Here is a 26,438-nt window from a genome sequence, read left to right on the forward strand (position 1 = left end):
ATACCGCAAGTTCGTATCACCCAACTGGCAGCGACCAGCATTCATAACAGCACCATGACGGAGACACCCCTTGAACCCGACCCCCGCATCTCAGGCGAGCCCACCGGTCGCGAGCGGCGATAACGCCGCCGCGCTGGACTCGCGTCTCGCGCAGGAGACGATCAGTCAGCTACTGCGCCGCATTCTGCCGTTTCTGATCCTCTGCTACATCGTGGCGTTCCTCGACCGGGTGAACGTCGGCTTTGCCGCGTTGCATCTGAATGGCGATCTCGGGTTCACCGCGACCGTCTACGGCTTCGGTGCGGGCATCTTCTCGATTGGCTATTTCGTCTTCGAGGTGCCCAGCAACCTGATCCTTCATCGGGTCGGGGCACGTATCTGGATTGCTCGCATCATGGTCACGTGGGGGATCGTCTCGGCAGGCTTCGCGTTCGTGTCGGGAGAGACGTCGTTCTACGTGATGCGCTTCCTGCTGGGCGTGGCCGAAGCGGGGTTCTTCCCGGGCATCGTGCTTTACCTCAGCCTCTGGTTCCCGGGACGCGCCATGGCGCGCGCGACGGCGATCTTCATTCTGGGTCTGCCGCTCGCGGTCTTGATCGGGGCGCCGTTGTCTACCGCCATCCTGACCTCGTTCCACGACTTCGCCGGCCTGCGCGGCTGGCAGTGGATGTTCCTGCTCGAAGGCGCGCTCGCGGTCGTGGTTGGGGTCATCGCTTACTTCGTGCTCGGCAATTCACCGGACAAGGTGACGTGGCTGACCGGCGCACAGCGCGACTGGCTCGTGCGAACGCTCGCACAGGAGCGCGCCGCCAAGGAAAGTGCGCGTCAGTACAGCGTGATGCAGACACTGCTCTCCGGAAAAGTGCTGTTGCTGGCCTTCGCCATTTTCTGCAACATCACCGCGCTGTTCGGCATCACCTTGTGGATGCCCCAGATCATCAAAGGCATCGGCGGTCTGGACAACACGCGTGCGGGGCTGCTCAGCGCGTTGCCTTATCTGTGCGCCGGTGTCGCGATGGTGATCAACGCGCGGCACTCCGACAAGACTGGCGAGCGTCGCTGGCACATTCTCGTGCCCGCAGCAATCGGTGCCGTGGGGCTGGTGATCGCGGGGAATGCGACTTCGCCGGTCGTGGGGATCGTCGGGCTTTGCATCGCAGCGTCGGGGATTCTGGCGTCGAACATCCTGTTCTGGCCGCTGGTGCCCATGTTCCTGACGGGGGCCGCGGCGGCCGCCGGTATCGGCCTCGTGAATTCGGTCGGCAACCTTGGCGGTTTCGTCGGCCCTTATCTGACGGGTTGGGCGAAGGACACCTTCGGTGGATACGGCGCGAGCATGAGCACGCTCGGCGTGATGGTGCTGCTCTACGGGCTGTTGCTCTTCGCGTTCCTGACGGTGGCGACGCAACGCTCGGGGGACGCGAGTCGTCGTGTTGCGCCGGGGGCCGCACGTACGCCTGCCCATTGATTTGACGACGCGCCCGGCACAGCATGGGCGCGGTTTCCCCTCGCACCGTTTTCTCACTTTTTTCTGATCGCGCGTCGCACGCTGTCCGGGTGTGGCGCGCTCGCTTCCTGTCATGAATATTGCCAATACGCTTGCCCGCGCCGCTGCTCGGCACCCTTCGCACATCGCAACTTATCTCGGTGATTCGCCGCAGCATGACTACGCCGCGCTGGCACGACGTTGCGCTGGCATTGCGCACGGCCTGCGCTCGCTCGGTCTCGCGGAAGGTGCGCGCGTCGCACTCTGGATGCGCAATCGCCCGGAGTACCTCGAATGGCTGTATGCGATCTGGTGGGCAGGTCTGGTCGCCGTGCCGATCAACGCGAAGCTGCATCCGCGCGAAGCCGCGTTCATCGTCAGTGATGCGCAAGCCGAGGGGGTGCTGACGGAAGCGGAAGATCTCCATGCCATTGCCGAGTTTCTGGAAGTGCCAGCGATTCGCATCGCACCGGACGATGCGCGCATCGAGGGGTGGGTGAATGCCGCAGGTGGCTCGGCATCGCAAACGAGTGCAGTCGTCTCCCGGGAGAATGGGGATCTGGCATGGATCTTCTACACCTCCGGGACAACGGGGCGACCGAAGGGCGTGATGCTCTCGCATCGCAATCTCTGGTCGCTCGCGGCGTGTTACCTCGCGGATGTGGATGCCATCGGACGCGACGACCGCACGCTCTACGCGGCACCGATGTCGCACGGCGCCGGGCTGTATAGCGTGGTGTTCATGATGCAGGCGGCGGGACACGTTTTCCCCGCCTCGGGTGGTTTCGATGCCGAGGAAATGTTTGCGTTGGCGGCGTCACTCGGTGGCATCTCGTGCTTCGCTGCGCCGACCATGGTCAATCGTCTGGTCCGGCATGCGCAGGCCTCGGGCGCATCGTCCGACGGTTTCAAAACGATCGTGTACGGCGGCGGGCCGATGTACACGGCCGATATCGAACAAGCGCTTGCCGTGATGGGTTCACGCTTCGTCCAGATCTACGGTCAGGGCGAGTCGCCGATGACGATCACGGTGTTGCCGCGCGATTGCATTGCCGCGAGTGAGCACCCGGCGTGGGCACAACGGCTCGCGTCGGTCGGCCACGCACACGCGATGGTGGAAGTCCAAGTGGTGGATGACGACGGCGTTCCCGTCGCCTCGGGCACGCCCGGTGAGGTCGTGGTGCGCGGCGATGTCGTGATGCAGGGGTATTGGAAAAATCCAGAAGCGACGGCAAAGACGCTTCGCAACGGCTGGCTGTGGACGGGCGACATCGGCGTACTCGACGACGATGGCTTTCTCACGCTGAAGGACCGCTCGAAAGACGTCATCATTTCCGGCGGCACGAACATCTATCCGCGCGAGGTCGAGGAAGTACTATTGCGCGCAGACAACGTGGCCGAGGTGGCCGTCATCGGTGAGCCCGATCCGGAATGGGGCGAGGTGATCGTGGCGTATGTGGTGAGTTGCCCCGGCACACAACTGGACACTCGCGCGCTGGATGCACATTGCCTCGCGCACATCGCGCGATTCAAACGTCCGAAGCGGTATGTCGCGGTGGATGCACTGCCCAAGAATCACTACGGGAAGGTGTTGAAGACGGCGTTGCGGGCACGAGAGATGTGAGCGCTTTCGAACGTTTAAGAAAAAAGGCTCCGGGAGGAGCCTTTTTTTGTGCCGTCAGATGCTGGCAAGGATTTCGCCTCGGCGCTTCTCGAAATCGCCTTCCGTGATCAGGCCCTTGTCGAGGAGGTCCTTGAGCTTCAGGATGCGGTCTTCCACGCTGGCCTGCGCCGGGACCGGCGCTGCCGCGCTCGCTGCCCCCGGGTGCGTCGCGCCTGCACACGCGGCGTTGATGTCGTTCATCAGAGCGACTTCGTCGAACAGCGTATTACCCTTCTTGTCGCGCGTGAGATTCGAATACTCACGGCCGAGCGCGAGCGTCGTCTGCTTGAGATCGGCGTTGGTCGGATCTTTCTTCAGTGCATCGAGCGACGCTGCATAGCGTTGGCGAGCTTCCTCGCGCTGACGTTGAAGCTTCTTCTGATAGATGATCGCCCACGCGACGAACGCCACGATGACGATAAAGAAGATAAAGCCCATTGCTTTCCCCTAAATAGATTCTGGTCCTGCCGAGTCAGCAGAAATATTCGTGTTTATATTGATAGGACATTCGGTACCGCACGTTGGTCGACGCGCCGAATGCGCTTGGCAGTTTAAAACGATCGCCCGCATTTGTCTTACGATTCGAGAGCCGCCCCTATCTCGCTAAACACAGCGGCGAGCGACCCCGCAAAGCCTCCCTTGGAAGGCGCCGAAAGCGTAGCTGTAAAAAATGACAGGGTATCGGCAACGAATTTATACTGCCCGCAGCGGATGGCACCAGTACCGAAACTTACGAGAGCGTCACATGAATCATGAGGTCAATAGCGTGGAACAACTCGCCGCGATTTACGGCGAGCCGGGTGAGCGTGCGATATGGAAAGAGCTGACGTACCTCAACGAGGACTATCAGGCGTTCGTCAGGGCGTGTCCGTTTGTGGCGCTGGCATCCGTCGGCGATGAGGGGACTGACTGCTCTCCGAAAGGCGATGCGGCGGGTTTTATTCAAATTCTGGACGAACGAACCTTGGCGATTCCCGATCGGCCGGGCAATAACCGAATCGACAATCTGCGCAATATCATTGCCGACCCACGCGTGTCGCTTCTCTTTTTGATTCCCGGTATTGGTGAGACGTTACGCGTCAATGGACGCGCCCGCATCTCGGTAGACCCGGATTTGCTCGCGCGCTTTGAAGTCAGCGGCAAGTTGCCGAAAACGGTCATCGTGGTGTCGATCGACCGCGTGTATTTCCATTGCGCCAAGGCAATCGTGCGCTCCCGCTTGTGGGATCAGGAAACACAAATCCCACGAGAGCGCTTGCCGAGTACCGGCGAGATGCATAAACGCCTGAGCGGCGGCCATTTTGATGCGCAGACCTACGACCGGGATTTACAGAAAAATACGGTGGCGGGGTTGTACTAAATTGATGACGTGATTTACGCCGATCACGTCAATCTTTCACTGCATTTCATCAATTCGTCATGACACCGACGAATACTCTGCGACTTCGAACAAGTTCCAAAGAGGACATCGGGGTTTATGAAACCAATTGCCATTCTGGCAGGCGTCATCGCGCTTTTCGCCGAGCAGCACGCCCTCGCCGCCAACTTCCTCATCAATAACGGACAGACGTCCACCACCGCGCAGACGCTCTCCAGCGGGCAATCCGGCACGATTGCCAGCGGCGGCGTCTTGTCCGTGGGCGGCAGCAGTGTCGGCATTACCGCGACCGGCAACGCCACCATCGTCAACAACGGCTCGATCAATATGACGGGCACCGGACGCGCGATACGCGACAACACCGGGGGCCTGACCCTGACGGTCACCAACGGAGTTGGGGCCAGCATCACCACGTTCGACGCCGACGTGATCCAGATGAACAAGGCGAACAGCAACGTCGTGTTCAACAACTACGGCACGCTGACATCGACCAACAACTCCGGCGGCGGCAGTCAGGCGATCGACTTCAACGCGATCACGACCGGCACCAATGTCCTGAACAACTTCGCCGGTGGCGTCATTCAGGCAAACGAAGCCGATGCCGTGCGCCCCGGCGTCAATGGCGTGGTCAACAACGCGGGCATCATCCGCTCGACCAACAACCCCGGCAGCACGAGCAGCAGCGACGGTATCGACGCCCAGTCCAACAGCGGCATCACCGTCGTCAATGCGGGCACCGGCTTGATTCAAGGCGCGCGCCACGGCATCACCGGCGGTGTCGATACGACCACGGACGGAACGTTCAAGCTCTCCGTCACGAACAATGCCGGCGGCACGATTCAGGGCATGAACGGTTCGGGCATCAACATCGACGGGTTCAATGCCAAGGAAGTCGTCACGATCAACAACAGCGGCACGATCATTGGCAATGGCGTGACGGGCGACGGCGATGGTGTGGACGTCGACGGTATCGTCAACATCACCAATTCGGGCACGATTCGCGGCGCGCGCGCCTTCAACGACGTGAGTGAAGGCGTCACGGTCGGTGGCGGCACGATCGTCAACAGCGGCACCATCGTCGGCGAGAACACGCCCGGCGGCATCGGTCGCGGCATCACGCTCGCCGGCGTGGACAAGGACCCGGCCACGGGTCTGGCCATCGCACCGCAGGGCATCTACGTCAATTCGACCATCGTCAACAGCGGCCTCATTCGCGGGCAAAGCGACTCGGCGATTGCCGTGACCGGCAGCCGCAACGCCATGACGGTGACGATCATCAATCAGGCGGGCGGTGTGCTTGAAGGGGGCGGTGCGACGGCAGCCGCCGTCAACACCGGCGCCAACGACGCGACGGTGATCAACTACGGCACGATCACGGCCGATCAGAGCGGCAAAGCCGTGGATCTGGGCAGCGGCAACAGCAGCCTCCAAATTATTGGCGGCGCAGCGGTAGTGAACGGCGACGTGTCCGGTGGCACGGGCACCAGTACCCTGACGATCACGCCCGGCAGCGGCAACGCGTTCAGCTATAACGGCGCGATTTCGAACTTCTCGGCAGTGGCACTCGGCGCGGGCACGATTGCTCTCAACGGGGCAAGCACGTACGCCGGCGCGACGACGATTGCCAGCGGTGCCACCATCATCGTTGGTGACGCCTCGCACCGCAACGCGACACTGGGGAGCGGCCTGACGACGGTGGCTGCCGGTGCGACGCTGGCAGGCTACGGCGGCACGCTGGGCAGCGTGACGAACGCCGGTATTCTCGCGGTCGGCAGCGCATCGCCCGGGGCCACGACAGGCAATCTCGGCACGTTCACGATTGCGGGCGACTACGTCGGCAACAACGCAACCGCGCTGATGGGCGCCACCATCGCCGCCGACGGCACAACGGCATCCGACAAACTCGTCATCAACGGCAATGCGAGCGGCACGACCCTGCTCAAGCTGAAGGTCTCGGGCACCGGCACGCCGACCTCGGGTAGCGGCATTCAGCTCGTGCAGGTCAACGGGACGGCCTCAGACGGCGCATTCAAGCTTGATGCGCCGATTCAGGCGGGCGCATATCAATACCTGCTTCGCAAGATCGGTCCGGCGGGCGGCGACCCGAGCTGGTTCTTGTCGACGTCATACGCCTCAGGCCAGACTGCTTACCGCGCAGCGACGGTTGCCTACGCCATGACGCCGCAGTTGAACACCGATTTTGGTTTCACCATGCTGGGCCGCTTGCAGGAACGCATGGGCAATGCGCGAGCCACCGGCACTGCGGGCGACGACACGTCCAATGGCGTGTGGGGCCGCGTGTACGGCAAGTCGATGGACGCCAATATGTCGGGGCGTTTCGATGCGGATGAGCGCATGTTCGCGGCCCAGTTCGGGCGCGAGTGGCGTTTGAATACCGACGCATCGGGCTGGGGCGGCAGCACGCTGGCGGGGGTGACGGCCACGTTCGGGACGGCATCGGCGTCGTTCTCCGACAGCGCACGCACGCTTGACCCGACGCTCTCGGCGGCGACCGGTTCGGTCAACATGCAGGCGCAATCGGTGGGCGCCTACTGGACACGAATTCTGCCGCAGGGCGCTTATGCCGACGTGACGACCCAGGTCACGCACTATCGCAACAAGTACAGCGATGTGACGGGCATTGGGGCCACGCAAAACGGCTTCGGTGCGGCACTCTCCGGCGAGATCGGCCACCGGTTCGCGATTCTCGGCTCGGGTTTCACCGTGGAGCCGCAGGCGCAACTGGCTTATCAGTACCTGCATCTGAACGGGTTCAGCGACAGCTTGTCGACGGTGTCGGGCAACACGACGAATGCGTTGCGTGGGCGTCTGGGCGTCAAGTTCGCTGCCCCGGATCTGGCGAACGTCGCAGGGGCTGGGTCGGCGTCTCCTTACGTGAGCGCCGACGTCGTGCACGACTTCCTGTCGCCGGGTGCGACCAACGTGGCGGGCGCGAGCTTCGACAGCAGCCTTGCAAAGACGTGGTTTGAAATCGGTGCCGGTCTGGATGCAACCCTCGGTCGCACGTCGTCGCTTTACGCGAGTGTGAAGTACGCCCGCAACATGGGCGGCGATTACCGTCGGAATGTGTACGGACAGGTGGGGTATCGGTATCGGTGGTGATGGGTTGACCTGACCCAAGGCGCGTAGTGTCACGGCGCGGTGTGATATTGGTCTTCCAATGGTGTCATGCCGTCGCCTTGAGTGCCCGAGCGCAAGTGGCGTAGAATCCGCACCCTATGCGCTTCTCCGACTTCGACCAACGCCTCGCCGCACTCGGCGCTCAGCCCGTCCATCGCGGCCGGGTGGCGCGCGTCTGGCTGGACGGTCAGGCGCTCGACACCGGCACGCGGCGTCGAAGCTCGGAGCACTTCCTCCCGCTGGCGCTACGCAACGCCCTTCCCACGATCACCGCAGAACTGGATGCGCTCGCGCGCGTGCGTTCCGAGCATGCCGGCAACGACGGCTCGCGCCTGCTCGTCGAACTTGCCGACGGGCAGATGGTGGAAAGCGTATTGCTGCCACGTGACGGACTCTGCGTCTCCACGCAGGTCGGCTGCGCGGTTGGCTGCCGGTTTTGCATGACCGGCAAGAGCGGTCTGATCCGCCAGATTTCGAGCATGGAAATCTTGGCGCAGGTCGTGCTGGCGCGACGTCTGCGTGCCGTGAAGAAAGTCGTCTTCATGGGCATGGGCGAACCGGCGCACAACCTTGAGAACGTGCTCGAAGCCATCGACCTGCTGGGCACCGAAGGCAATATCGGCCACAAGAATCTCGTGTTCTCCACCGTGGGCGACCCGCGCGTGTTCGAGGCACTGCCGCGCCAGCGCATCAAGCCGGCGTTAGCGCTATCGCTGCACACCACCAAGGCGGAACTGCGCGCGCACCTGCTGCCGCGCGCGCCGAAAATCGCACCGGATGCGCTGGTCGAACTCGGTGAAAAGTACGCCCGCGACACCGGTTATCCGATCCAGTACCAGTGGACGCTGCTCAAAGGCATCAATGACGGCGACGATGAACTCGACGCCGTCGTGCGCCTGCTCAAAGGGAAATATGGCGTGCTCAACGTCATTCCCTTCAATAGTCTCGAAGGTGACGACTACCAGCGCCCCGATCGCGAACGCATTCGCGAGATCGTCCGCTATCTGCACAGCCGCGGCGTGCTGACCAAGGTCAGAGACAGCGCCGGTCAGGACGTCGACGGCGGTTGCGGGCAGTTGCGCGCGCGTGCGGTTGCTGGTGCCGCTGGCGAGGTGCAGGTGGTCGAATTGCGCCGCTCGCGTGCGGTAAAGCCGGAAGCGGCATAGCTCTCGCACGACTGTTTTCCAAGTACCAGCATCACGCGCTGGTAATCCCCCGCCGTTCGACCATCATCAACATGGATGATGGAGCTTGTGCCTCCCACTGAGTAATCTTCGCTTGCGAAACCCTGCATAAGGGTGTCCACGCTTGCCGCCGCCGTCCTCACGACCCGGTGGATTCGGATCCATACGAGCGTCGGATCGATAACACTCAGAACGTGGGGAGAAGACCATGAGAAACGCACTTGATTTCACGAAACTCGTTTTGCTGGGCAGCCTGAGCACGCTCGCCGCATGCGCATCGGCGCCGCGCGCGCCAGCCCTTCCATCGACTTGGACAATGACCACGCAAGGCTGCCAGACGTGGAACCGAACGCCATCGGCGACGAGCACGGAAACCGTGACTTGGGATGGCGCGTGTGTGGGCGGCTATGTCGACGGCCCGGGGACCTTGACCTGGTTTCAGGACGGCAGCTATTCGCAACGCTTCGTCGGCACCATGCGGGCAGGCAAACGTCAGGGCATTGGCGAGTATTACTGGGCGAGCGGCGATCGTTATCAAGGGGCGTTCGAGAACGACCTCCGTACCGGCAAAGGCAACTACACATGGAGCAGCGGCGACACGTATTCCGGTGATTTTGTCGATGGCCAGCGCACCGGGTACGGCATTTACACGTATGCGAACGGCAATCGCTTTGAGGGCGATCAAAGCAATGGCAGTTTCATGAACGGCAACCTGAGCGCCGCCAATGGCGAGGCCATTGCGAGATACACCGATGGCAAGCGCATTGCGCTGCGCTATGAGCCGGCACAGGCGTCGAGTCAAACAAGCAGCGGCGGTGCCGGATTCGGAGCGGTGCTGGGCGCCATCGCGCAAGGTCTGGCGGCGGCGGGCGGGAAGAACGCCGCACAGCTTCAGGCGGCGGCATCTGTCATGAATAGTTCTGCTGGCGGTGGTGGCAGCGCGGCGCGGGCGTACAGCGCGCCGAACACAGCGGCCAGTGGCAATGCAACCAGCGGGATGAACGGCGCCGAGACGCAGCCGATGGTCAACAACTGCTTGAGCCTGACGCGCAGCCACAAGTATTCGATGCGAATCAACAATAGCTGCGGTTTTGAAGTGTCGATGATCTATTGCTACACCAGCATCAGCAACGCGGCACGCACTGGCTTCGATGTGACATCCAATGCTTGCACGAATTACCGCACGAGTGCTTCGGCCAACGTCGTTGTCGGCGCGTCGTCGTTCATCGAGGTCAACGCGCCCGACAACACCCAGCCGGTCGAATTCATCGCGTGTAAATCGGCGAACGACGGTTATCCGGAGAAGCTGCGTTACGACGGCAGCCGGCTCAACGGACAGTGCCATTACAGACAAACTACGGCGGGCAACGGGTCACGCAGTTTTGGCGGGGTCAGGTAAGCGGTGGCGCTCCCGCGTGCCGTGAACGCGACGCATCGATTGTCGCTGAACCGGGATCGCGGGGGCCAGAGCGCAGGTGCTCAATTCGAACCGACCTTCGCGCGGTCCGACTGCGCGATACGCAAGGCCCTGAGCTGGATATCAAGTGCCCGTGCCAGTTGTTCCTGCTCGACACGCACCTGAGCGAGCCGCCTTTCGATTTCGTCCTGCTTGGTTTGGGGTGTCGATACCGGTTGCGGTTGTGCTTGCGCGGCGAGGGCATCGTTGAGCACCACCAACCCCAGATTGCCTTCCTTGGTATTGGCGAGCCCTTCCGAGTTCAGCGTCGGACGCCCGGCGCGCTCCCATTCGTCTTGGGTCATCGGGCACTGCACCCCCGTCACCGCCAACGCGTAGCGATTCTCGGCGATGGTGCACAACACGGCCACCGATGCCTTCACCTGCCCCATGCTGCGCAGTTCTCGCGCGTTCTTGAGCGTCTCGCAATGATGGTCGGTCCAAGTGGTGCCAATGGAAAAGCCGAACATCGTGCCCGAGCCACCGACACTGGTCGATCCCATGCAGGTGTCGGTTGACGTTGTCAGCGCGGGCCCCACGGCGGTCGATGCCGAGAAACGCGTGTCGGTGTTGTAGATCGCGTGTGAATCCATGTTGAGCGCACCGCCGGTCGCGCCCGATGAAGCGGTACCGCTGCCCATGCCGGTCATGGACTGCCCGATCGCCGAGAACGCGAGCATGGCGAGACCGGCGAAGAGTGCAATCTTCTTCATGATGTTTCCCCTCAGTGTGTTTTTTGTGTGCGCTCGTGCGGCGGACGAGGTGCCGATGATGCGTAGGGCACCTGCCCGCTCGCGCGCGTCATGCGTTATCGACGCGATGCTGCCGGCGAGCGGTTGGCGAAGTCACGTTGAAGCTGCGACATGCGCCAACCGGCTACTTAGTGCGTCGGCGTCGGCAGTTGGACGACCGCCAGCGGCGACGTGTTGTCCGCTTTGACGGTCACGCCAAACGACGCATTGCTGCTCGCCGTGTTGTGCAGCGTGTTGGCGAAGCCCGACGACTCGTTGTAAGTAGCCCCCGCGCCGATCTGGTTCACGTTCGGGATGTTGGTCAGATTGATATTGGCACTCGTGAGTGCGGCAAGCCCGGTCGCAGCGATGTTATCGACACTCGCACTGCCGCCAGCACTCGTGGTGTTGGTCACCGAGAACCCGTTGTACTGCGGGCCGGTGTAGGCAACGTCTTGTTGAATCGAGCTGTAGAAGTTCGCACCACTAGCTGACGCGTTCGAGTTGGCTTCGTTGCTGCCCGCCTGTGCGTAGTTGGATGTACCGGACGTCGCGCTGCCGGTACCGGTGCCATGTGCACTCGGGAAGGCAAGCGTGCCGTTGGCCGTCGAGCTCGTCGTGCCTTGGGCGATGGCGCCACCGCTACCGCCGCCAACCGATGCGTTGAATGCCAGTGCCGAGCCCGACGTCTGCGTCGTCCCCACCAGATTCATCTGCGTGCTGGCGTAGGTGTTCGTCGTCGAGCCGGGTTGCAGCGTGAACGACGACATCTGCGTGGCGCTGGCACCGGTGTACGACTGACCGGGCGCTACGGCTGCGGCAGAACCGGACACGTTGGTGGTGTTGCTGATGATGCCGGTGCCCGAAGCACTCGGCACTTGTGCATGGGCAACGCCGATCGAGGCGAACAGAGCGAGCAGAGCTAACGAGACATTTTTCATGGTGTGGCTTCTCCAATTTTGTTTCTGTTATGGGCTTCAAAGCACTGGAGATATGGCCACCGAGCACGTGCGAACGATGTGTCGCCTCGTGTGTGATCATCCCCCCGAGACGACCGGATCAGTGGTGAGCGCGTTATGGTTGCGCCCAATCCAGCTTGCCGTTCGTCTACGGAGAGACTGAGCAACTTGTATGCCAATCGAGAATCGGGATTGAAAATCGGCGTCAGGGTTTAGACCGAGAGGCACGCGTCTTCGCCATGACTGTCTTCAGTTGATCAAGACGATTGGATTTGAATAATTCGATCGGTGTGTGCAACGTTCGAACTAAGGCGACGAGGTGCAAACGAGAGAAAGCGTTACGAAGGGCGAATACGTAACGTTACGAGAGGGGGACGCCGCGGAACATCGGTGTATTGGCACGTTTCGCGGCCCTTCAAAGACGTTGCGCGCGCAAAATGCACCACATCGGGAATGGCGTCAATACTGCATTCGATGGATAAGTGAAAAGAAAGAATTTGGAGGATCGAGGGAATCGATCTCAAGATGCTCCGCTCCGAATCGTACCGACCGAAGAAACACGGTAGATTGCCAAAAACCCCAAACCGCGCTTAGAATGGCGTTCTTCGCGGGCGTCGTATAATGGTAATACCCTAGCTTCCCAAGCTAGAGCCGTGGGTTCGATTCCCATCGCCCGCTCCAAAGATTCTTCGAAGAAGCCGTCCTCGTGACGGCTTTTTTGTTTCTGCGCGCCGCATCTCCCACCGCCCTGACATCAATTCCACAACCGATATCGGGTTATTGGAACAGTCGTTAAATAATCGCCTATAGTCTCGTCTACCGGACTGGCGTATTGACGTCGTCCAATGCCTTACCCCGTTTTCGCCCCCTTTTATCAAGGCACATCAACATGAGCGGCAGACCCAGAGAATTCGACGACGCGGCCGTCATCGACGCCGCCATGGATGCGTTCTGGACGAACGGCTATGAAGGCACGTCGGCGCAGACGCTCGTCGAATGCACCGGCCTCGGGCGCGGCAGTCTTTACAACGCCTTCGGCAATAAGCTGAACCTTTATCACGAAGCCCTCGAGCGCTATCAGACGCTCGGGCTTCAGACGCAAGTCGACATTCTCAACGCGCCCGGCGCGGTCAAAGACCGGCTGCGCGCCCTCATGCAATGGGGGATCGACCAAGACCTCGATCCCCAGAAGGGACGCGGCTGCATGGGTCTTTTCGCTGCCCTCGAACGCGGCGGCAAAGACCCCAGAGTGCGCCAGATCAGTCAGGCCTATCTCACCCGTATCGAACAAGTGCTCGTGCACCTGATCGCCATCGGACAACACAGCGGTGAACTCTCCACCGATCGGCCCGCACTCCTCGTCGCCCGTATGTACATCAGCAGCTATTTCGGATTGCGCGCCCTCGGACGCACCGTCTGCGACCGCGCATTTCTCGAAGACATCATGAAAGGCACGATCGCCCAGCTCTGACGCTTTCGATTGCCGACGCAAACGCGACCGACACACGCAACGCACCCAACACACAAGCATCACCCGACATTCGCGCGTAAAGCCCTCTGGGCTTTTTCTTCCCCCAAATATTGAATGATCGTTACAGATATGACGCAAAAAACCTCGATGCCACCGGTCGTGTACTTATTAGGACTCACCGTCTTTGCCATGACCACGGCGGAATTCATGGTTGCCGGCATGATGCCCGCGCTCGCCCATGCGATGAACGTTGGCATTGGCGACATCGGCAACCTGATCTCGCTCTATGCGTTGGGCATGACGATCGGCGGCCCAGTGCTCACCGCCCTCCTGCTCGCCTTGCGCACGCCGCATAAGCAAGCGCTCGTCTGGCTGCTCGTCATCAACGTGGCGGGCGGTGTGCTCGCCGCCGTGGCCACGCGCTATGAAGTGATGGCGCTCGCTCGCATCATCATGGGCGTGGCCAGCTCCGCTACGTTCGGTGTCGCGCTCACGTTGTGCGCCGACCTCGTCGCGCCGTCGGTGCGCGGTCGTGCGGCGTCGTTCGTGCTTGGCGGCCTGATGTTCTCGCCCGTCGTGGGCGTGCCGCTCACGGCGTTCATCGAGCAGCACTTCGGCTGGCGTGCCAGCTTCTGGCTGGTCGCCGTACTCGCCGCGCTCTGCACCGTGGCGGTCGCGCTATGGGCACCTGCCACCGAGAAGCGCGAGACTGTCAGCCTTGCGGCCGAATTCCGTTCCCTGCGCAATCGTCCGCTGTGGGCCGCCTTCATCACGAGCGGCCTGATCATCGGCGCGACCTTCGCCGCGTTCAGCTACTTCTCGCCGATCTTCCTGAACGTCGCTGGGGTATCCGCCGCCACGATTCCGAATCTGCTCGCGATGTACGGTATCGCCAACATCATCGGCAATGCCGTGACGGGCCGGTTTGCTGACCGCCATACGCTCACGGTGCTGGTCGTCGGCCTGAGCGTGCTGGCACTCGCTTTGGTGAGTTTCGCGTTGTGGGCCGATATCACGCCGGTGGGGATTGCCGCGTTTGCCGCCATCGGCCTGACCGGCGTGTCGCTCAACCCCGCCATGGTCGCGCGCGTGATGCGCGCCGCCGCGCCGGGGCCGCTCGTCAATACGATGCACACCTCGGTGATCACGGCCGGTCTCGCGTTCGGCACTTGGGCAGGCGGCTCCGCAATCGACGCGGGCTACGGCATGCGCGCGCCGCTCTGGATCGGCGCCGCCATGGCTGCCATCGGTCTCGCCAGCCTGCTGCCATATCTGCGCAGCGGCCTCGCGCAAACCGCCGACGCCACCTGCTGAACACGCTCGCTGTCACGCTTTACACCGTCTCCGGGCCACCCTCGCCCGCCGCCTCAACCTCACGGCGGAGATACGCCCAGAGACGGTTCGCCACCGGCCCATGCGGCCCCTCGGCACGCCGCGCCGCGACGATTTCCTCTGTGTGCACGGGCAGATGCCGGCTAGCGATGGATTTGAGCGCGCCGCTGCGCAGCTCCTCCTCGATCAGATGCGCAGGCAAGTGTCCCCAGCCCAAGCCATGCACGATCACATCCTTCTTCATCGCCTGATCGGCCACCGTGCACTGATGCGCCCCGTCGATCACGAAGAAGCTCTCGCCGCCCGGCTGCCGCGCCGAATCGCGCATGACGCATTGGGTGTAGCCGCGCATGTCCGCCGGACGCACGAGGCGCGGTAGCGGTGCCGTGAGCATTTGCGGTGCCACCACCGGCACGAGCCGCACCTTGCACAGATCGATCCACGCAATGTCGGCATCGCGCTTGTCGACGCGGTGCAGGATGAGATCCGCGTCCCCCGACATCAACCGTTCCATCGGCCCGCCCACCGTCTCGAAGTGCAATTGCAGACGCGTGTGAGGACACTCGGCGAAGAACCGCGCCAGCAGCCCCAGCAGCAAGCCGCGCGGGCACAGGTCGCCGACGACCACGTTCAACTCACTCTCTTCGCCCATCGCCAACTGCTCGGCGTGCTGTCGCAAGCCCATCGCTTCGCGCAGCAATGGCTGCGCACGCCGGTAGAACGACTCGCCTGCATCGCTTAGCTTCACGCGATAACCGCTGCGGTCGAGCAACGCGAGGCCCGTCTGCCGCTCCAGCCTTGCCACCGCCGCGAACACGGCCGGATGCGTGCGGTGCAATACCGCCGCCGCTGCCTGAAAACTGCCCTCGCGGATCACGGCGTCGAAGCATTGCAGGTCGTGCAGGGTGAATTCCGTCATGTCATCTCTTTTGACAAAGATCGTCCGATCTTTGTAATTTAAATCATTTCCAGCCTCACCCAGAATGGACTTCACGAACTGACCACAACGTCTTTTTCCTGATCTCCCCGGAGGCTACGATGGACAACCTTTCTTTCTTCGACACCACTGACGGCGCGCGTATCGCATATCGGCTCGATGGCCCCGATCACGCGCCCGTGCTGGTGCTCTCGAATTCGATCGGCACCGATCTGCACATGTGGGACGCGCAGATCGCCGACTTCTCGCAACACTTCCGTGTGCTGCGCTATGACGCGCGCGGCCATGGCGCGTCGAGCGTGCCGCCCGGCCCCTATTCACTGGCGCGTCTTGGCGAAGATGTCGTGGAGTTGCTAGATCATCTGGATATCGCCCGCGCGCACTTTCTCGGGCTGTCGCTCGGAGGCATCGTCGGGCAATGGCTCGGCATCCATGCCGCCGCGCGCATCGACCGATTGATTCTGAGCAACACTGCCGCCTATCTCGGCCCGGCCGACATCTGGGACGCGTCGATCGCTGCCGTCCTTCAGGCGAGAGACATGCGCGAGACCACGCAAACGTTTCTTCGTAACTGGTTTCCGGCGCCCATGCTCGATGGCGACGATCCGGCGGTCGTACCGTTTCGCGAAACGCTGCTCGCGACCAACCGCCACGGGCTGGCCGGCTCGTGGGCGGCTGTCCAGCAGACAGACCTCCGGCGCGATATCGCCGCCATCACTCGCCCGACACTCGTGATCTGCGGCGAATACGACACGGTGACCTCCTCCGCGCTCGGGGAAGCTATCGCGAACACGATTCCCGGCGCCCGCCTGCAAGTGTTCCCTGCGGTGCATTTGTCTAACGTGGAATTTCCCGAGCCGTTCTCGAAAGCGATCATCGCGTTTCTCATGCCGCCGCAATGACACGGATCGCGTGCCGCACCACGGGTTTCGGTGTGCGCCGGACCCGTTACTCCCCGTCCTCGGCACGCCGCCAGTCAGCACCCACTCTCCTTTCACCACCGACCGTTGTGCGCGATAGATGCCGCGTCACGAGCGTGTCATGAACGTTGCCGGCACGGGCGGCGAACCTCAACCCGGGGGTGCCGGGGGCCGCGCAGTGTAAACTGCTGGGTTTTTGACCCCCCAGTGGAATGGTGCAAGTGCCCCGGCGTCCTGTAATCAGCGCCCCGACACTCATACGCTCGCTGGCCCGTCTGAGCACGTTCACGCCGCCTGAGGCCGCGCCGTCGCTCTCGGACCGCATGAGTGAGTGGCTGGGCTGGACCGACGCCATCGCCCTGTCGTCGGCTCTCAAAGCCTCCTCGCCGGCCGAAACGCCCGGCGGGCGTACGGCCGCCCCGGCTTCGGCCAGCGGCAGCCGGGAGTTGACACGCGTACGCACGGACCTCGCCGCCGCCATCGCCCGCGATTGCGGTCTGGCCACCGCCCCCGGCGGGCAAATTCGGGCAATGAGCGCCGCCGAGCGTCAGCGGGCCGCCTCGTTTGCCGAGTTTCCCGCTTATCGGCAGCGCTACGCCACGTCGCAACAGACCATGGACACGGCCATCGGCGCGCTGCGCACCCGCATGCGCGCACAACTGGCGTTGATGTCGCCAGACGCCGCCCGTCTGGCCAGTGTCGATGCCGTCATGGAGCGCGTGCTGGGCGCCCGCGAGCGCACCTTGCTCGCCAGTGTGCCGAACCTGCTCGAAGGCCATTTCGTGAAGTTGCGCGATACCGAACAGGCCGCGTTGGCCGCACCGCGCGTGTCCGGTGCCCCGCCGCTCGCCCCGGCAGGCACGTGGCTCGACACTTTCCACCGGGACATGCAGAGCATCCTGCTCGCAGAACTCGATATCCGCCTTCAACCGCTTGAAGGGCTGCTCGCCGCCCAGCTCGCGATTGAACCCGGCGAAAACGTTAGTGAACCCGGACAACATGAATCGTTACCTCGTTGATCTCGTCGCCTTTGTCGCCGGACTGGCCGTTGTCGGCTGGATCGCCATCGGCTATGCCGGCACCAACACCCTCGCGCTGGCCGTCACACTGGTCATCGCCGCCGTCTATCTGTTCGGTGCGCTTGAACTCAAACGCTTTCATCAGTCTTCCAACGCGCTCGCGAAGGCGGTTGGCGAACTGAATACGCCCCCGGCGTCACTGCCGTCATGGCTCGACACGCTGCCCGCCGGCCTGCGCACCGCCGTGCGCCTGCGCGTGGAAGGCGAGCGCGTCGGCCTGCCCGGCCCGGCACTCACGCCCTATCTCGTCGGCTTGCTCGTGCTGCTCGGCATGCTCGGCACGTTCCTCGGCATGGCGGCAACGCTGCGCGGCACCGGTATCGCCCTCGAAGGCGCGACCGACCTGCAAGCCATTCGTGCGTCGCTCGCCTCGCCGGTCAAGGGCCTCGGCTTTGCCTTCGGCACCTCGGTCGCCGGTGTCGCGACGTCGGCCATGCTCGGCCTGCTCGCCGCACTCGCCCGCAAACAGCGCGCGCAAGTGGTGCAGTCGCTCGACGCGCGCATTGTCACCACGCTGCGCGGCTTCTCGCAGCAACATCAGCGCGAAACCACACTGCAACTGCTTCAGCAGCAAGCCGCTGTAATGCCCGCGCTGGTCGACCGTCTGCAAGACATGATGGCGGCCATGGAGCGCCAGAGTCAGGGCCTCGGCGAACGCCTCGTGGCGAATCAGGATGCCTTGCACGCGCGCACGGATGCCTCGTATGCGCAGCTCACAAACGCGATGCAGCAGTATCTGAAAGACAGCGTGACGACCACGGCCAGCGCCGCCGGTGCCGCCATTCGCCCCGAAGTCGAAGCGACGATGGCCAGTCTGGCGCGCGAGACCGCGTCGTGGCACCAGACGGTGTCGTCCGCCATGCAAGACCGCATGGACGGTCTTTCCGAGCGCTTCGAAGCAACGACCTCGCGCGTGGCGAATGTCTGGAAGGATTCGCTGGACGCGCAGTTGCGCACCAACGAGTCGCTCGCGATCGATCTGCGCGGTGCACTCGGTGAGTTCGCGCAGACGTTCGAGACACGCTCGGCGCGCCTCGTCGACGACGTTGCCACCCGGCTCGAAAGCGCGACCGGTCAGGTGAGCACGGCACACGCCGGTGTGGCGCAAACGTGGGAAGCCTCGCTCGCCGCACAGCAACGCACCAGCGATGCGCTCGCGAAGGAACTCGGCGCGACGCTCACGCAGTTCGCACAAACGTTCGAAACGCGCTCTGCGGGGCTGCTGGCCGATGTGACCACGCGCCTCGATAACGCCACTGGCAGCATCGCCACTGCGCAGACGACTGTCGCGCAGGCTTGGGAACAAGCGCTTGCGCAGCAGCAAAGCTCGCACAACGCGTTGACGCAGGATCTCGGCACGGCGCTGGAACGATTCGCACAAACCTTTGAAGCGCGTTCGAGCGCGTTGCTCGGCGACGTGGCGGCCAAGCTCGACGCGACGAGTGGCAACGTGACCGGCGCGCACGAGCGTGTGGCGCAGGTGTGGGATCAGGCACTGACGCAACAACGTCTGTCGCACGACACGATGACGCAGGAACTCGGTGCCGCGTTGGAGCGCTTCGCGCAGACGTTCGACGCACGCTCGAATGCGCTGATCAGCGACGTGGCCGTGAAGCTCGATACGACCAGCGGCAATGTGTCCGGTGCGCACGAGCGTGTGGCGCAAGTGTGGGATCAGGCATTGACACAACAACGTCTCTCGCACGACACGATGACGCAGGCGCTCGGTGCCGCGCTGGAACGCTTCGCTCAGACGTTCGACGCGCGTTCGAATGCGTTGATCAGCGACGTGGCCGCAAAGTTCGACACGACAAGCGGTAACGTGTCTGGCGCTCACGAGCGTGTTGCGCAAGTGTGGAACGAATCGCTGGCGCTGCAAAAGGCCGCCAACGCGTCGCTGGCTGCCGATCTCGGCGCCGCATTGAGCCGCTTCACGGAAACATTCGAGCAACGCTCGGCGCATCTGGTGGACGGTGTGAGCACGCGCACGGAAGGCGCAATGCAAAGCGTTGCCGACACGGCGGCGGTGGTTTCCGGCGAGTGGAAGCAGGCCATCACTGCGCAGCAACAGGCCAACGACTCGCTCACGAAAGACCTCGCCGCCGCACTCGCGCGCTTTGCCGACACCTTCGACACGCGCTCGACGCAACTGCTGCAAGGTGTCTCGACGCAGATGGACGCCGCGTCGGCCAACGTCGCACACGCCTGGCGCGAAGCCATCGCCGAACACGCTCGCGTGAGCGAACAACTGGCAGGCGGCAACCAGCAACTCGTTGCCGCGACGACGACGGCCTTCACCGAACACAGCGCGTCGCTGCTCGATGCTCTGAACGCCGCCAACGCCGCGCATCACGACGCCACCGCCGAGCGCGAGACGCAACGCTTGTCGGCATGGACCGAAACGCTCGAAGGCACGCTCGCGACACTGCGCGAACAATGGCAGCAGATGGGCGCACAAACGGCCGATCAGCAACAGACCATCTGCGAGACGCTCAGCCGCACCGCGCTCGAAATGTCGGAACAATCGCGCAACAACGCGAGCGACACCATCGCCGAGATTTCGCGCCTGATGCAGACCGCCGCCGAAGCGCCGAAGGCTGCCGCCGAAATCATCGCCGAACTGCGCCAGAAGCTCTCGGACAGCATGGTGCGCGACAACGCCATGCTGGAAGAACGCTCGCGTCTGCTCGACACACTCGGCACGCTGCTCGACACGGTCCGCCATGCGGGCAACGAACAACGCGCGGCGGTCGACGATCTCGTCACCACGTCGGCGCAGTTGCTCGAACGTGCCAGCGCAAATCTGGGCGACACCATCGCCGCCCAGACCGAGAAACTGGCCGCCGCATCGGCGCAGGTCACCGGCAGCGCCGTGGAAGTGGCGAGCCTTGGCGACACGTTCGGCGCTGCCGTGCAGGCCTTCGGCGAATCGAACACGCAACTGCTCGACCATCTGCAACGCATTGAGGCGGCACTCGACAAGTCGATGGCCCGCAGCGACGAACAACTCGGCTACTACGTCGCGCAAGCGCGCGAAGTGGTGGAGCTGAGCGTGATGTCGCAAAAGCAGATTCTCGAAAACCTGCAACAGCTCGGCGCTGCCCGCGCACAACCGGGTAGCGCGGCAGCATGAGCCACGACTTCGACTCCGAGATGGCCGACGGCGACGTTGGCGCCGCCGCACCGGCGTGGGCCGTGTTCGGCGATCTGATGTCGGTGATGCTCGGCGCGTTCGTGCTGATCATGCTCGGTGTGATCGGCGTGCAGCTCGAACTGTCGGCCAAGCTGGAGCGAGAGGTGAAGGAGCGTCAGGCCGAAACGCAACGCCGCGAGACGCTGGAGAAAGCGCTCGCCGGGCCGCTGGCAGGTGGACGCGTCACGATCGTGAACGGCCGCATCGGTATCAGCGGCAACGTGCTCTTCGCGCTGAATTCGGATCAGTTGCAGCCGCAGGGCCGCGAAGTGCTGCGCAGTCTCGCCGCGCCGCTCGCCGCCTACCTGAAGGTGAGCGACGAGATTCTGATGGTCAGCGGCTTCACCGACGACCAGCAAGTGCGTGAGACGAACCGGCGCTTTGCCGATAACTGGGAGTTGTCCGCGCAACGGGCACTCACCGTCACGCGCGAATTGATCGCGGCAGGTATTCCCCCGTCGTCGGTGTTCTCGGCCGCGTTCGGGGCAGAGCAGCCCGTGACGTCGAATGGCGACGAGGCTGGCCGCGCCAAGAACCGCCGTGTGGAAATTGCACCGATGCCGCGCAGTAGTGCGGGGAATGCGGGGAATGCGAGCAATGCCAGCAAGGCCGGGAAGACAAATGGCTGACGCTGATACCGCCGATTCGGCGGGCACCGCCGACACCGCCGATCAATCGGTCTGGCAGACGCAGCTCGACCTCTGGCGGGCGCAACAAGCCGACAAACGCGACCCAGTTCGCTTTCACCTCATTGAAGCGCTGGCGCGGCGATCAGCGACCTATACGGGCGAAGCAAGGCGCGTGCTGGACGCGCGCCTGCAAACGCTCGTCGACGCGTTCTCGAAGGCGTTGACGGGCGGTGCAGCACCGGACGCCGAAGGCAGCGCTGCCACGGTGCCGGAAGGCGGGGTTGCTGCCGCATCGTCTTCTCTGTCGCCCCCGTCGCCCCCGTCGCCATTGTCGCCATTGTCGCCATTGTCTGCCCTGATCGCCGACATGACGCAACGCGTCGGCGAGCGGCCCGCACGGTCGGTAGCGTCCAGCAAGCGCCCCGCGAACACGACACCCGCTGCGCGTCCGGCTAGTCCCGCTTCCTTCGTCGCGCCGTCCGCCACGGCTCCCGCTCCCGCCACGCTCCCGGCCGCTCCGCCTGCCCCGCCGAGCGTCATCGCGACGGACGACAGCTTTGAAGACATGGACGTGCTGGAGTATTTCCGCGAGACGTGGTCGAAGCTCAGCACCGACGGCAATCTGCGACAGTCGCTGGCGCAGGTGCCGGAGAATGCCGGGCCGCTGAATTCCAGCCATCTCGTGCATCGCGCGCTCTCGCTCATGCATGACGTGTCGCCCGACTATCTGCGCCACTTTCTGCGCCATGCCGACGCCCTCTCGTGGCTCGAAGACATGGACAGCGCCGGCGCAATGCGCAACAAGAGCGCGGCGCGTGTCGCAGCGTCGGCCAAGCCCTCACGGGCGAAGGCGCGTTGAGCGGCCCCGGGGGCCAACTTGCCAGTCAAGGCCGTTCCGGGCGATAATCGCGCTCGTTCCCGCCGCCAAGGCGCGGGAAAATCCTTTGAAAAATCATCGTGTTGGGCGCCAGCGCAGGCTTCACTGCTAAGCGCGCCGCCCGCCGCAGCACTTCCTCGACAAGCCGTCGCCCCCGACGGCTTTCTGCTTCCATGACGAACCACGCCAACCACGGACAACCGCCGGCTGACGACGCGCAACCGGCCCACGACGACGACGCCGACCTCGACGCGCCGAACACCTCTGACGCGCAAGACGATGAAGCCCAGGTCGGCCCGGACGGCGTTGCGCACCCGCGCCGTATCCGCAGCTTCGTGCGCCGTGCCGGTCGCAGCTCGGAAGCGCAAAAGCGCGCGTTCGATACGCTCGGCCCGAAGTTCCTCGTGCCCTACGCGCCCGAAACGCTCGACTGGCCGGCCGCCTTCGAGCGCCCGAACGCTCCGCGCATTCTCGAAATCGGTTTCGGCATGGGCGACGGCACCGCGCATATCGCCAACGTGCGTCCTGACGACGATTTTCTCGGCGTGGAAGTGCACGAGCCGGGCGTGGGCGCACTGCTCAAGCTCATCGGGACCACCCCGCTGTCGAACGTGCGCATCATCCAGCACGACGCCGTGGAAGTGGTTCAGCACATGCTGCCGGAGGCGTCGCTCGACGGTGTTCACGTGTTCTTCCCAGACCCGTGGCACAAGAAACGCCACCACAAGCGCCGCCTGCTCCAGCCGCCGTTCGTCGCACTGCTCGCTTCGCGCCTGAAACCGGGCGGCTATCTGCACTGCGCGACCGACTGGCAGGAATACGCCGAGCAGATGCTCGAAGTGCTGGGCGCCGAGCCGACGCTCGAGAACACCGCCGCCGACTATGCACCGCGTCCCGACTACCGTCCGGTGACGAAGTTCGAGAATCGCGGCCTGCGCCTCGGTCACGGCGTGTGGGATCTGGTCTTCAAAAAGCGCGGCTGAACGGCGCGATTGAAAGGCTGAGGCATACGAAAAAGGGCACCGCGAGGTGCCCTTTTTTCATTGCGTCAATCCGTGATGCTTAGTCTGCCCAGACCACCAGCCCGCTGTAACCGGTCGCCAGCACCACCAGACCGAACACGATGCGGTACCACGCGAACGCCGTGAAGTCGTGCGACGCGATGTAGCGCAGCAGCCAGCGCACGCAAATGAACGCGCTGATGAACGCCGCCACAAACCCCACGCCGAACAGGCTGAAGTCGTCCACCGACAGCGTGGCACGCGCTTTGTACAGTTCGTAGATGGTTGCGCCGAACAGAATCGGAATCGCGAGGAAGAACGAGAACTCGGTCGCCACCTTGCGCTCCAGCCCGAACATCATCCCGCCGATGATCGTGGCCCCCGAGCGCGACGTGCCGGGCACGAGCGCGAGGCACTGTGCGAAGCCGACCTTCAGCGCGTCGGCCACCGACAGATCGTCGATGGAATTCACACGCGGCAATTGGCCCGCTTCGACATTGCGGCGGTTATGACGCTCGACCAGCAGAATGATCACGCCACCCACGATGAACGCGGTGGCCACCACCGTCGGATTGAACAGCATCGCCTTGATGTGCTTGCCGAGCAGCAGCCCCAGCACGATGGCCGGCAGGCAGGCGACGATCACGTTGATGGCGAAGCGGCGCGAGGTGGCATCGCTGCCCAGCCCGGCCATGACGCGCGCAATCTTCGCGCGAAACTCCCAGCACACAGCCAGAATCGCGCCGAACTGAATCATGATCTCGAAGACCTTGCCTTTGTCGTCGTTAAAGTTGAGCAGACTACCGGCCAGAATCAGGTGACCGGTCGATGAGATCGGGAGGAATTCGGTCAGACCTTCGACCACACCGAGAATGATCGCCTTAAGCGCCAGCAACAAGTCCATGCAATGGTTTCCTGAGAAGTCTTGAAATCGGAAAAAGAGGTTTTACGCGGAAAAAATTAGGTGAGCCGTAGGGCGCTTAACGGCTTAACGCCGAGGCTTGGCCGCGCGGGATCAACGGGAATCGAATTTGACGTTCACACCGTGGGAAAGCACGGTGATCTGGCCCGGCTGGCGCGCCACGCCGCCGATGGTCAGTTGCTCGGGCTTGAACGTGTAGATCGGCGCGCCTTGCAGCAACTGCGTGGCGAGCAACGCTCCCGCCGCATTCAACTGGCGAGACCAGCGTTCAGGCAAGCCATCGATCGTGAACGTTTCGACCTCCGGGTCGCGCAGCACCACGGACATCGTGGCCGGGTCGTAAGCCAGCGCACTGTCGATGGCCAGCGTCCCGGTGAGCGGTGCGCCGCCGAGCGGATGCGTGACCGTGGCGTCGACGGCCACCGCCAGACGGTTGCGCTCGGGTAACAGCGTCAGACGCGGGTGCGACAGGTTCACGTCGAGCACGGCCAGCACGCGGCGGTCGAACGGAAACTTGCGCTCCAACGCGCGCTGCAACTGGCTTTCTGAAAACGTGTAGTCGTTGCCGAACGGCAAACCGGCACACGCGGCGAGCCCAGCAGCGAGTGCCGATGCGCCAGTGAGCGTCAGCCAGCGACGACGCGAAGGGTTCGCCGCTTCGTGCACATCGCGTGCGTCCAATGCCTCGCACTGCTGATGATGTTGCCGGTCCGGATGCGTTTGACGCGCCATGTCTCGTTCCACTACAGGGCGCCAAGCGCCCGACACGCGCGACTATAGCATCCGCCTATGACGCCGAACTACCCGGTGCCTATTGGCATAGCGCTGTGGCGGATGAGGTTTGATGCGTGGGGGTGATCTGCCGGTTACTGCATCGGCGCGGTCAGCGCTTCGAGTTCGGACAGCCAGCGCACGGCCTGTTCGCGGTCGTTGCCACACATTTCCAACGAAGGTTGCAACGAGCCGCACACGGCCGGGCGCAGCGGGCTGCCGAAGATCTGGCAGCGGTCGGCCTCGTCGAGTTGCACGCAACGCGTGTTTGCGGGCTTACCGTGCGGCATGCCGGGAATCGGGGACGAGATGGAAGGCGCGATACAACAAGCCGCGCAATGCGGTCGGCAGTTCATGAAACGTTCGGTTGGGGCCGGCGGCGGAGGTGTCACCGGACAAGCAGGCTGCGCATTTTACCGCGAGCACAACCTGCCCTCCCCCTTCACCCGATCACCACGGCAACGCGCCTGCCACGTCGAAGAAGCCGCCGTTGACCGCCCCGCGCTCGCCCAGCGCCAACATCACCACGCTGCGCGCGCCGTCTTCCACACTCTGGGTGCCTCGTTTGCCGTTCAAGTCGGTGGCCGTGTAGCCCGGGTCGACGGAATTCACGGTGATCGCCGTCTCGCGCAACGTGTGCGAGAGCTGCACGGTCAGCATGTTGAGCGCCGCCTTAGAGGCGTTGTAGCCGATCAGCTTGAACGCGGCATGCTCCCACGCCGGGTCGCCGTTGTTGGCGAGCGAGCCCAGACCGCTCGACACGTTGACAATACGCGCGGCGTCCGAGCGCGACAGCCACGGCAACATGGCCTGCGTCACCCGCAAGGTGCCGAAGAAGTTGGTCGCGAATACCCGCTCGACCGCCTCGATGGACGCCCGCTCGGGGGTGTCGTCGCGAGGATCGGTAATGCCCGCATTGTTCACCAGTACGTCCAGCCGCCCGTGATAGCGCCCGATCCGGTAGGCCGCCGCGTGCAGCGTCTCCGGCTTGAGCAGGTCGATCACCAGCGTCTCAGCCTGAAAACCCGCCTTGCGCAGCGGCGCCACCACCTCTTCACCCCGGGCCTCGTCGCGGGCCCCCACCACCACCGTCATGCCCGCCTCGGCGAGCGAGCGTGCCACTTCCTGCCCAATACCCTTGGTCGCGCCCGTCACCAGTGCCACCCGTCCCAGATGGCGTTCGGCGTCCGCTCGCACTGCCTTGTCGATTGCGTCCCGTTTCATCACTGCTCCCGTCGTCATGCCTGTTGTTCTGCGCTGAACTGCATGCAAAGCCGCGCAAATTTGTTAGCATCGAGTTTATGAAGA

The 26,438-nt window shown here is 63.5% G+C and carries 22 protein-coding genes and 1 tRNA gene; 15 read left to right on the top strand and 8 right to left on the bottom strand.

Going from position 1 to position 26,438, the window contains the following annotated elements:
• Positions 1-70 precede the first annotated feature (70 nt).
• Together AT302_RS23270 and AT302_RS23275 are read left to right on the top strand one after the other, a co-directional pair.
• The gene (locus AT302_RS23270) at positions 71-1,468 is read left to right on the top strand and encodes an MFS transporter (protein ID WP_218918976.1); all 1,398 of its coding nucleotides are present in this window, start codon (positions 71-73) and stop codon (positions 1,466-1,468) included.
• Between the two features lie 112 nt (positions 1,469-1,580).
• Positions 1,581-3,110 carry a class I adenylate-forming enzyme family protein gene (locus AT302_RS23275; RefSeq protein WP_058376033.1) on the top strand — a complete coding sequence of 510 codons (1,530 nt, stop codon included), beginning with the start codon at positions 1,581-1,583 and terminating at the stop codon, positions 3,108-3,110.
• 54 nt (positions 3,111-3,164) lie between these two features.
• Here AT302_RS23275 and AT302_RS23280 read toward each other — a convergent pair whose 3' ends face one another.
• Positions 3,165-3,587 carry an SHOCT domain-containing protein gene (locus tag AT302_RS23280; protein WP_058376034.1) on the bottom strand — a complete coding sequence of 141 codons (423 nt, stop codon included), beginning with the start codon at positions 3,585-3,587 and terminating at the stop codon, positions 3,165-3,167.
• A 307-nt stretch (positions 3,588-3,894) separates the two neighbouring features.
• Here AT302_RS23280 and AT302_RS23285 point away from each other — a divergent pair, with 307 nt between their 5' ends.
• From AT302_RS23285 to AT302_RS23300, 4 genes are all read left to right on the top strand, one after another.
• Complete coding sequence (locus AT302_RS23285) at positions 3,895-4,509, top strand: pyridoxamine 5'-phosphate oxidase family protein (protein ID WP_058376035.1); 615 nt, start codon at positions 3,895-3,897, stop codon at positions 4,507-4,509.
• A gap of 117 nt (positions 4,510-4,626) precedes the next feature.
• Positions 4,627-7,650 carry an autotransporter family protein gene (locus AT302_RS23290; RefSeq protein ID WP_058376036.1) on the top strand — a complete coding sequence of 1,008 codons (3,024 nt, stop codon included), beginning with the start codon at positions 4,627-4,629 and terminating at the stop codon, positions 7,648-7,650.
• A gap of 116 nt (positions 7,651-7,766) precedes the next feature.
• Entirely contained in the window at positions 7,767-8,834 is a 1,068-nt protein-coding gene (locus tag AT302_RS23295; RefSeq protein ID WP_058376037.1) for an RNA methyltransferase, read from the top strand.
• Between the two features lie 226 nt (positions 8,835-9,060).
• Positions 9,061-10,251 carry an MORN repeat-containing protein gene (locus AT302_RS23300; protein ID WP_084656421.1) on the top strand — a complete coding sequence of 397 codons (1,191 nt, stop codon included), beginning with the start codon at positions 9,061-9,063 and terminating at the stop codon, positions 10,249-10,251.
• Positions 10,252-10,331: 80 nt separating this feature from the next.
• Here the strand turns inward: AT302_RS23300 and AT302_RS23305 are convergent, their stop codons facing one another.
• Both AT302_RS23305 and AT302_RS23310 read right to left on the bottom strand, forming a co-directional pair.
• Positions 10,332-11,021 (bottom strand): hypothetical protein, encoded by a 690-nt coding sequence (locus AT302_RS23305; protein WP_058376039.1) that lies wholly within the window; start codon positions 11,019-11,021, stop codon positions 10,332-10,334.
• Between the two features lie 167 nt (positions 11,022-11,188).
• On the bottom strand, positions 11,189-11,980 hold the full coding sequence (locus AT302_RS23310; RefSeq protein WP_058376040.1) for a hypothetical protein: 792 nt from the start codon (positions 11,978-11,980) through the stop codon (positions 11,189-11,191).
• A 625-nt stretch (positions 11,981-12,605) separates the two neighbouring features.
• On the opposite strand from AT302_RS23310, the gene AT302_RS23315 reads away from it, so the two are divergent.
• The 3 genes from AT302_RS23315 to AT302_RS23325 all read left to right on the top strand — a co-directional run bounded on the left by AT302_RS23315 (position 12,606) and on the right by AT302_RS23325 (position 14,783).
• Positions 12,606-12,679 (top strand) — tRNA-Gly (locus AT302_RS23315).
• Between the two features lie 208 nt (positions 12,680-12,887).
• Complete coding sequence (locus tag AT302_RS23320) at positions 12,888-13,469, top strand: TetR/AcrR family transcriptional regulator (protein ID WP_058376041.1); 582 nt, start codon at positions 12,888-12,890, stop codon at positions 13,467-13,469.
• A 129-nt stretch (positions 13,470-13,598) separates the two neighbouring features.
• A complete protein-coding gene (locus tag AT302_RS23325) occupies positions 13,599-14,783 on the top strand; it encodes an MFS transporter (RefSeq protein WP_058376042.1) in 1,185 nt (394 codons plus the stop codon).
• 19 nt (positions 14,784-14,802) lie between these two features.
• Here the strand turns inward: AT302_RS23325 and AT302_RS23330 are convergent, their stop codons facing one another.
• The gene (locus tag AT302_RS23330; protein WP_058376043.1) at positions 14,803-15,720 is read right to left on the bottom strand and encodes a LysR family transcriptional regulator; all 918 of its coding nucleotides are present in this window, start codon (positions 15,718-15,720) and stop codon (positions 14,803-14,805) included.
• Between the two features lie 119 nt (positions 15,721-15,839).
• Here AT302_RS23330 and AT302_RS23335 point away from each other — a divergent pair, with 119 nt between their 5' ends.
• From AT302_RS23335 to trmB, 6 genes are all read left to right on the top strand, one after another.
• Positions 15,840-16,640: an alpha/beta fold hydrolase gene (locus tag AT302_RS23335; protein ID WP_058376044.1), complete on the top strand. Its 801-nt coding sequence runs from the start codon at positions 15,840-15,842 to the stop codon at positions 16,638-16,640.
• Positions 16,641-16,870: 230 nt separating this feature from the next.
• Positions 16,871-17,677 carry a DUF3348 domain-containing protein gene (locus AT302_RS23340; RefSeq protein WP_064674996.1) on the top strand — a complete coding sequence of 269 codons (807 nt, stop codon included), beginning with the start codon at positions 16,871-16,873 and terminating at the stop codon, positions 17,675-17,677.
• Positions 17,658-20,870, top strand: a complete 3,213-nt coding sequence (locus AT302_RS23345) for a DUF802 domain-containing protein (protein ID WP_058376045.1) — start codon at positions 17,658-17,660, stop codon at positions 20,868-20,870. Before AT302_RS23340 ends, AT302_RS23345 begins: the two co-directional genes overlap by 20 nt.
• Entirely contained in the window at positions 20,867-21,559 is a 693-nt protein-coding gene (locus AT302_RS23350) for an OmpA family protein (protein ID WP_058376046.1), read from the top strand. Before AT302_RS23345 ends, AT302_RS23350 begins: the two co-directional genes overlap by 4 nt.
• The gene (locus AT302_RS23355) at positions 21,552-22,418 is read left to right on the top strand and encodes a DUF2894 domain-containing protein (protein ID WP_058376047.1); all 867 of its coding nucleotides are present in this window, start codon (positions 21,552-21,554) and stop codon (positions 22,416-22,418) included. The genes AT302_RS23350 and AT302_RS23355 overlap by 8 nt, the downstream gene beginning before the upstream one ends.
• A 191-nt stretch (positions 22,419-22,609) precedes the next feature.
• Positions 22,610-23,419 carry a tRNA (guanosine(46)-N7)-methyltransferase TrmB gene (trmB, locus tag AT302_RS23360; RefSeq protein WP_058376048.1) on the top strand — a complete coding sequence of 270 codons (810 nt, stop codon included), beginning with the start codon at positions 22,610-22,612 and terminating at the stop codon, positions 23,417-23,419.
• Positions 23,420-23,498: 79 nt separating this feature from the next.
• Here the strand turns inward: trmB and AT302_RS23365 are convergent, their stop codons facing one another.
• The 4 genes from AT302_RS23365 to AT302_RS23380 all read right to left on the bottom strand — a co-directional run bounded on the left by AT302_RS23365 (position 23,499) and on the right by AT302_RS23380 (position 26,354).
• Positions 23,499-24,341, bottom strand: coding sequence for an undecaprenyl-diphosphate phosphatase (locus AT302_RS23365; RefSeq protein WP_058376049.1), 843 nt, complete (start codon positions 24,339-24,341; stop codon positions 23,499-23,501).
• 111 nt (positions 24,342-24,452) lie between these two features.
• Positions 24,453-25,091 carry a DUF1439 domain-containing protein gene (locus AT302_RS23370; RefSeq protein ID WP_084656423.1) on the bottom strand — a complete coding sequence of 213 codons (639 nt, stop codon included), beginning with the start codon at positions 25,089-25,091 and terminating at the stop codon, positions 24,453-24,455.
• 134 nt (positions 25,092-25,225) lie between these two features.
• Positions 25,226-25,486 (bottom strand): YkgJ family cysteine cluster protein, encoded by a 261-nt coding sequence (locus AT302_RS23375; RefSeq protein ID WP_058376050.1) that lies wholly within the window; start codon positions 25,484-25,486, stop codon positions 25,226-25,228.
• A 94-nt stretch (positions 25,487-25,580) separates the two neighbouring features.
• Positions 25,581-26,354, bottom strand: a complete 774-nt coding sequence (locus AT302_RS23380; RefSeq protein ID WP_058376051.1) for an SDR family oxidoreductase — start codon at positions 26,352-26,354, stop codon at positions 25,581-25,583.
• Between the last annotated feature and the right edge of the window lie 84 nt (positions 26,355-26,438).

The organism is Pandoraea norimbergensis (assembly GCF_001465545.3).
GTDB lineage: Bacteria > Pseudomonadota > Gammaproteobacteria > Burkholderiales > Burkholderiaceae > Pandoraea > Pandoraea norimbergensis.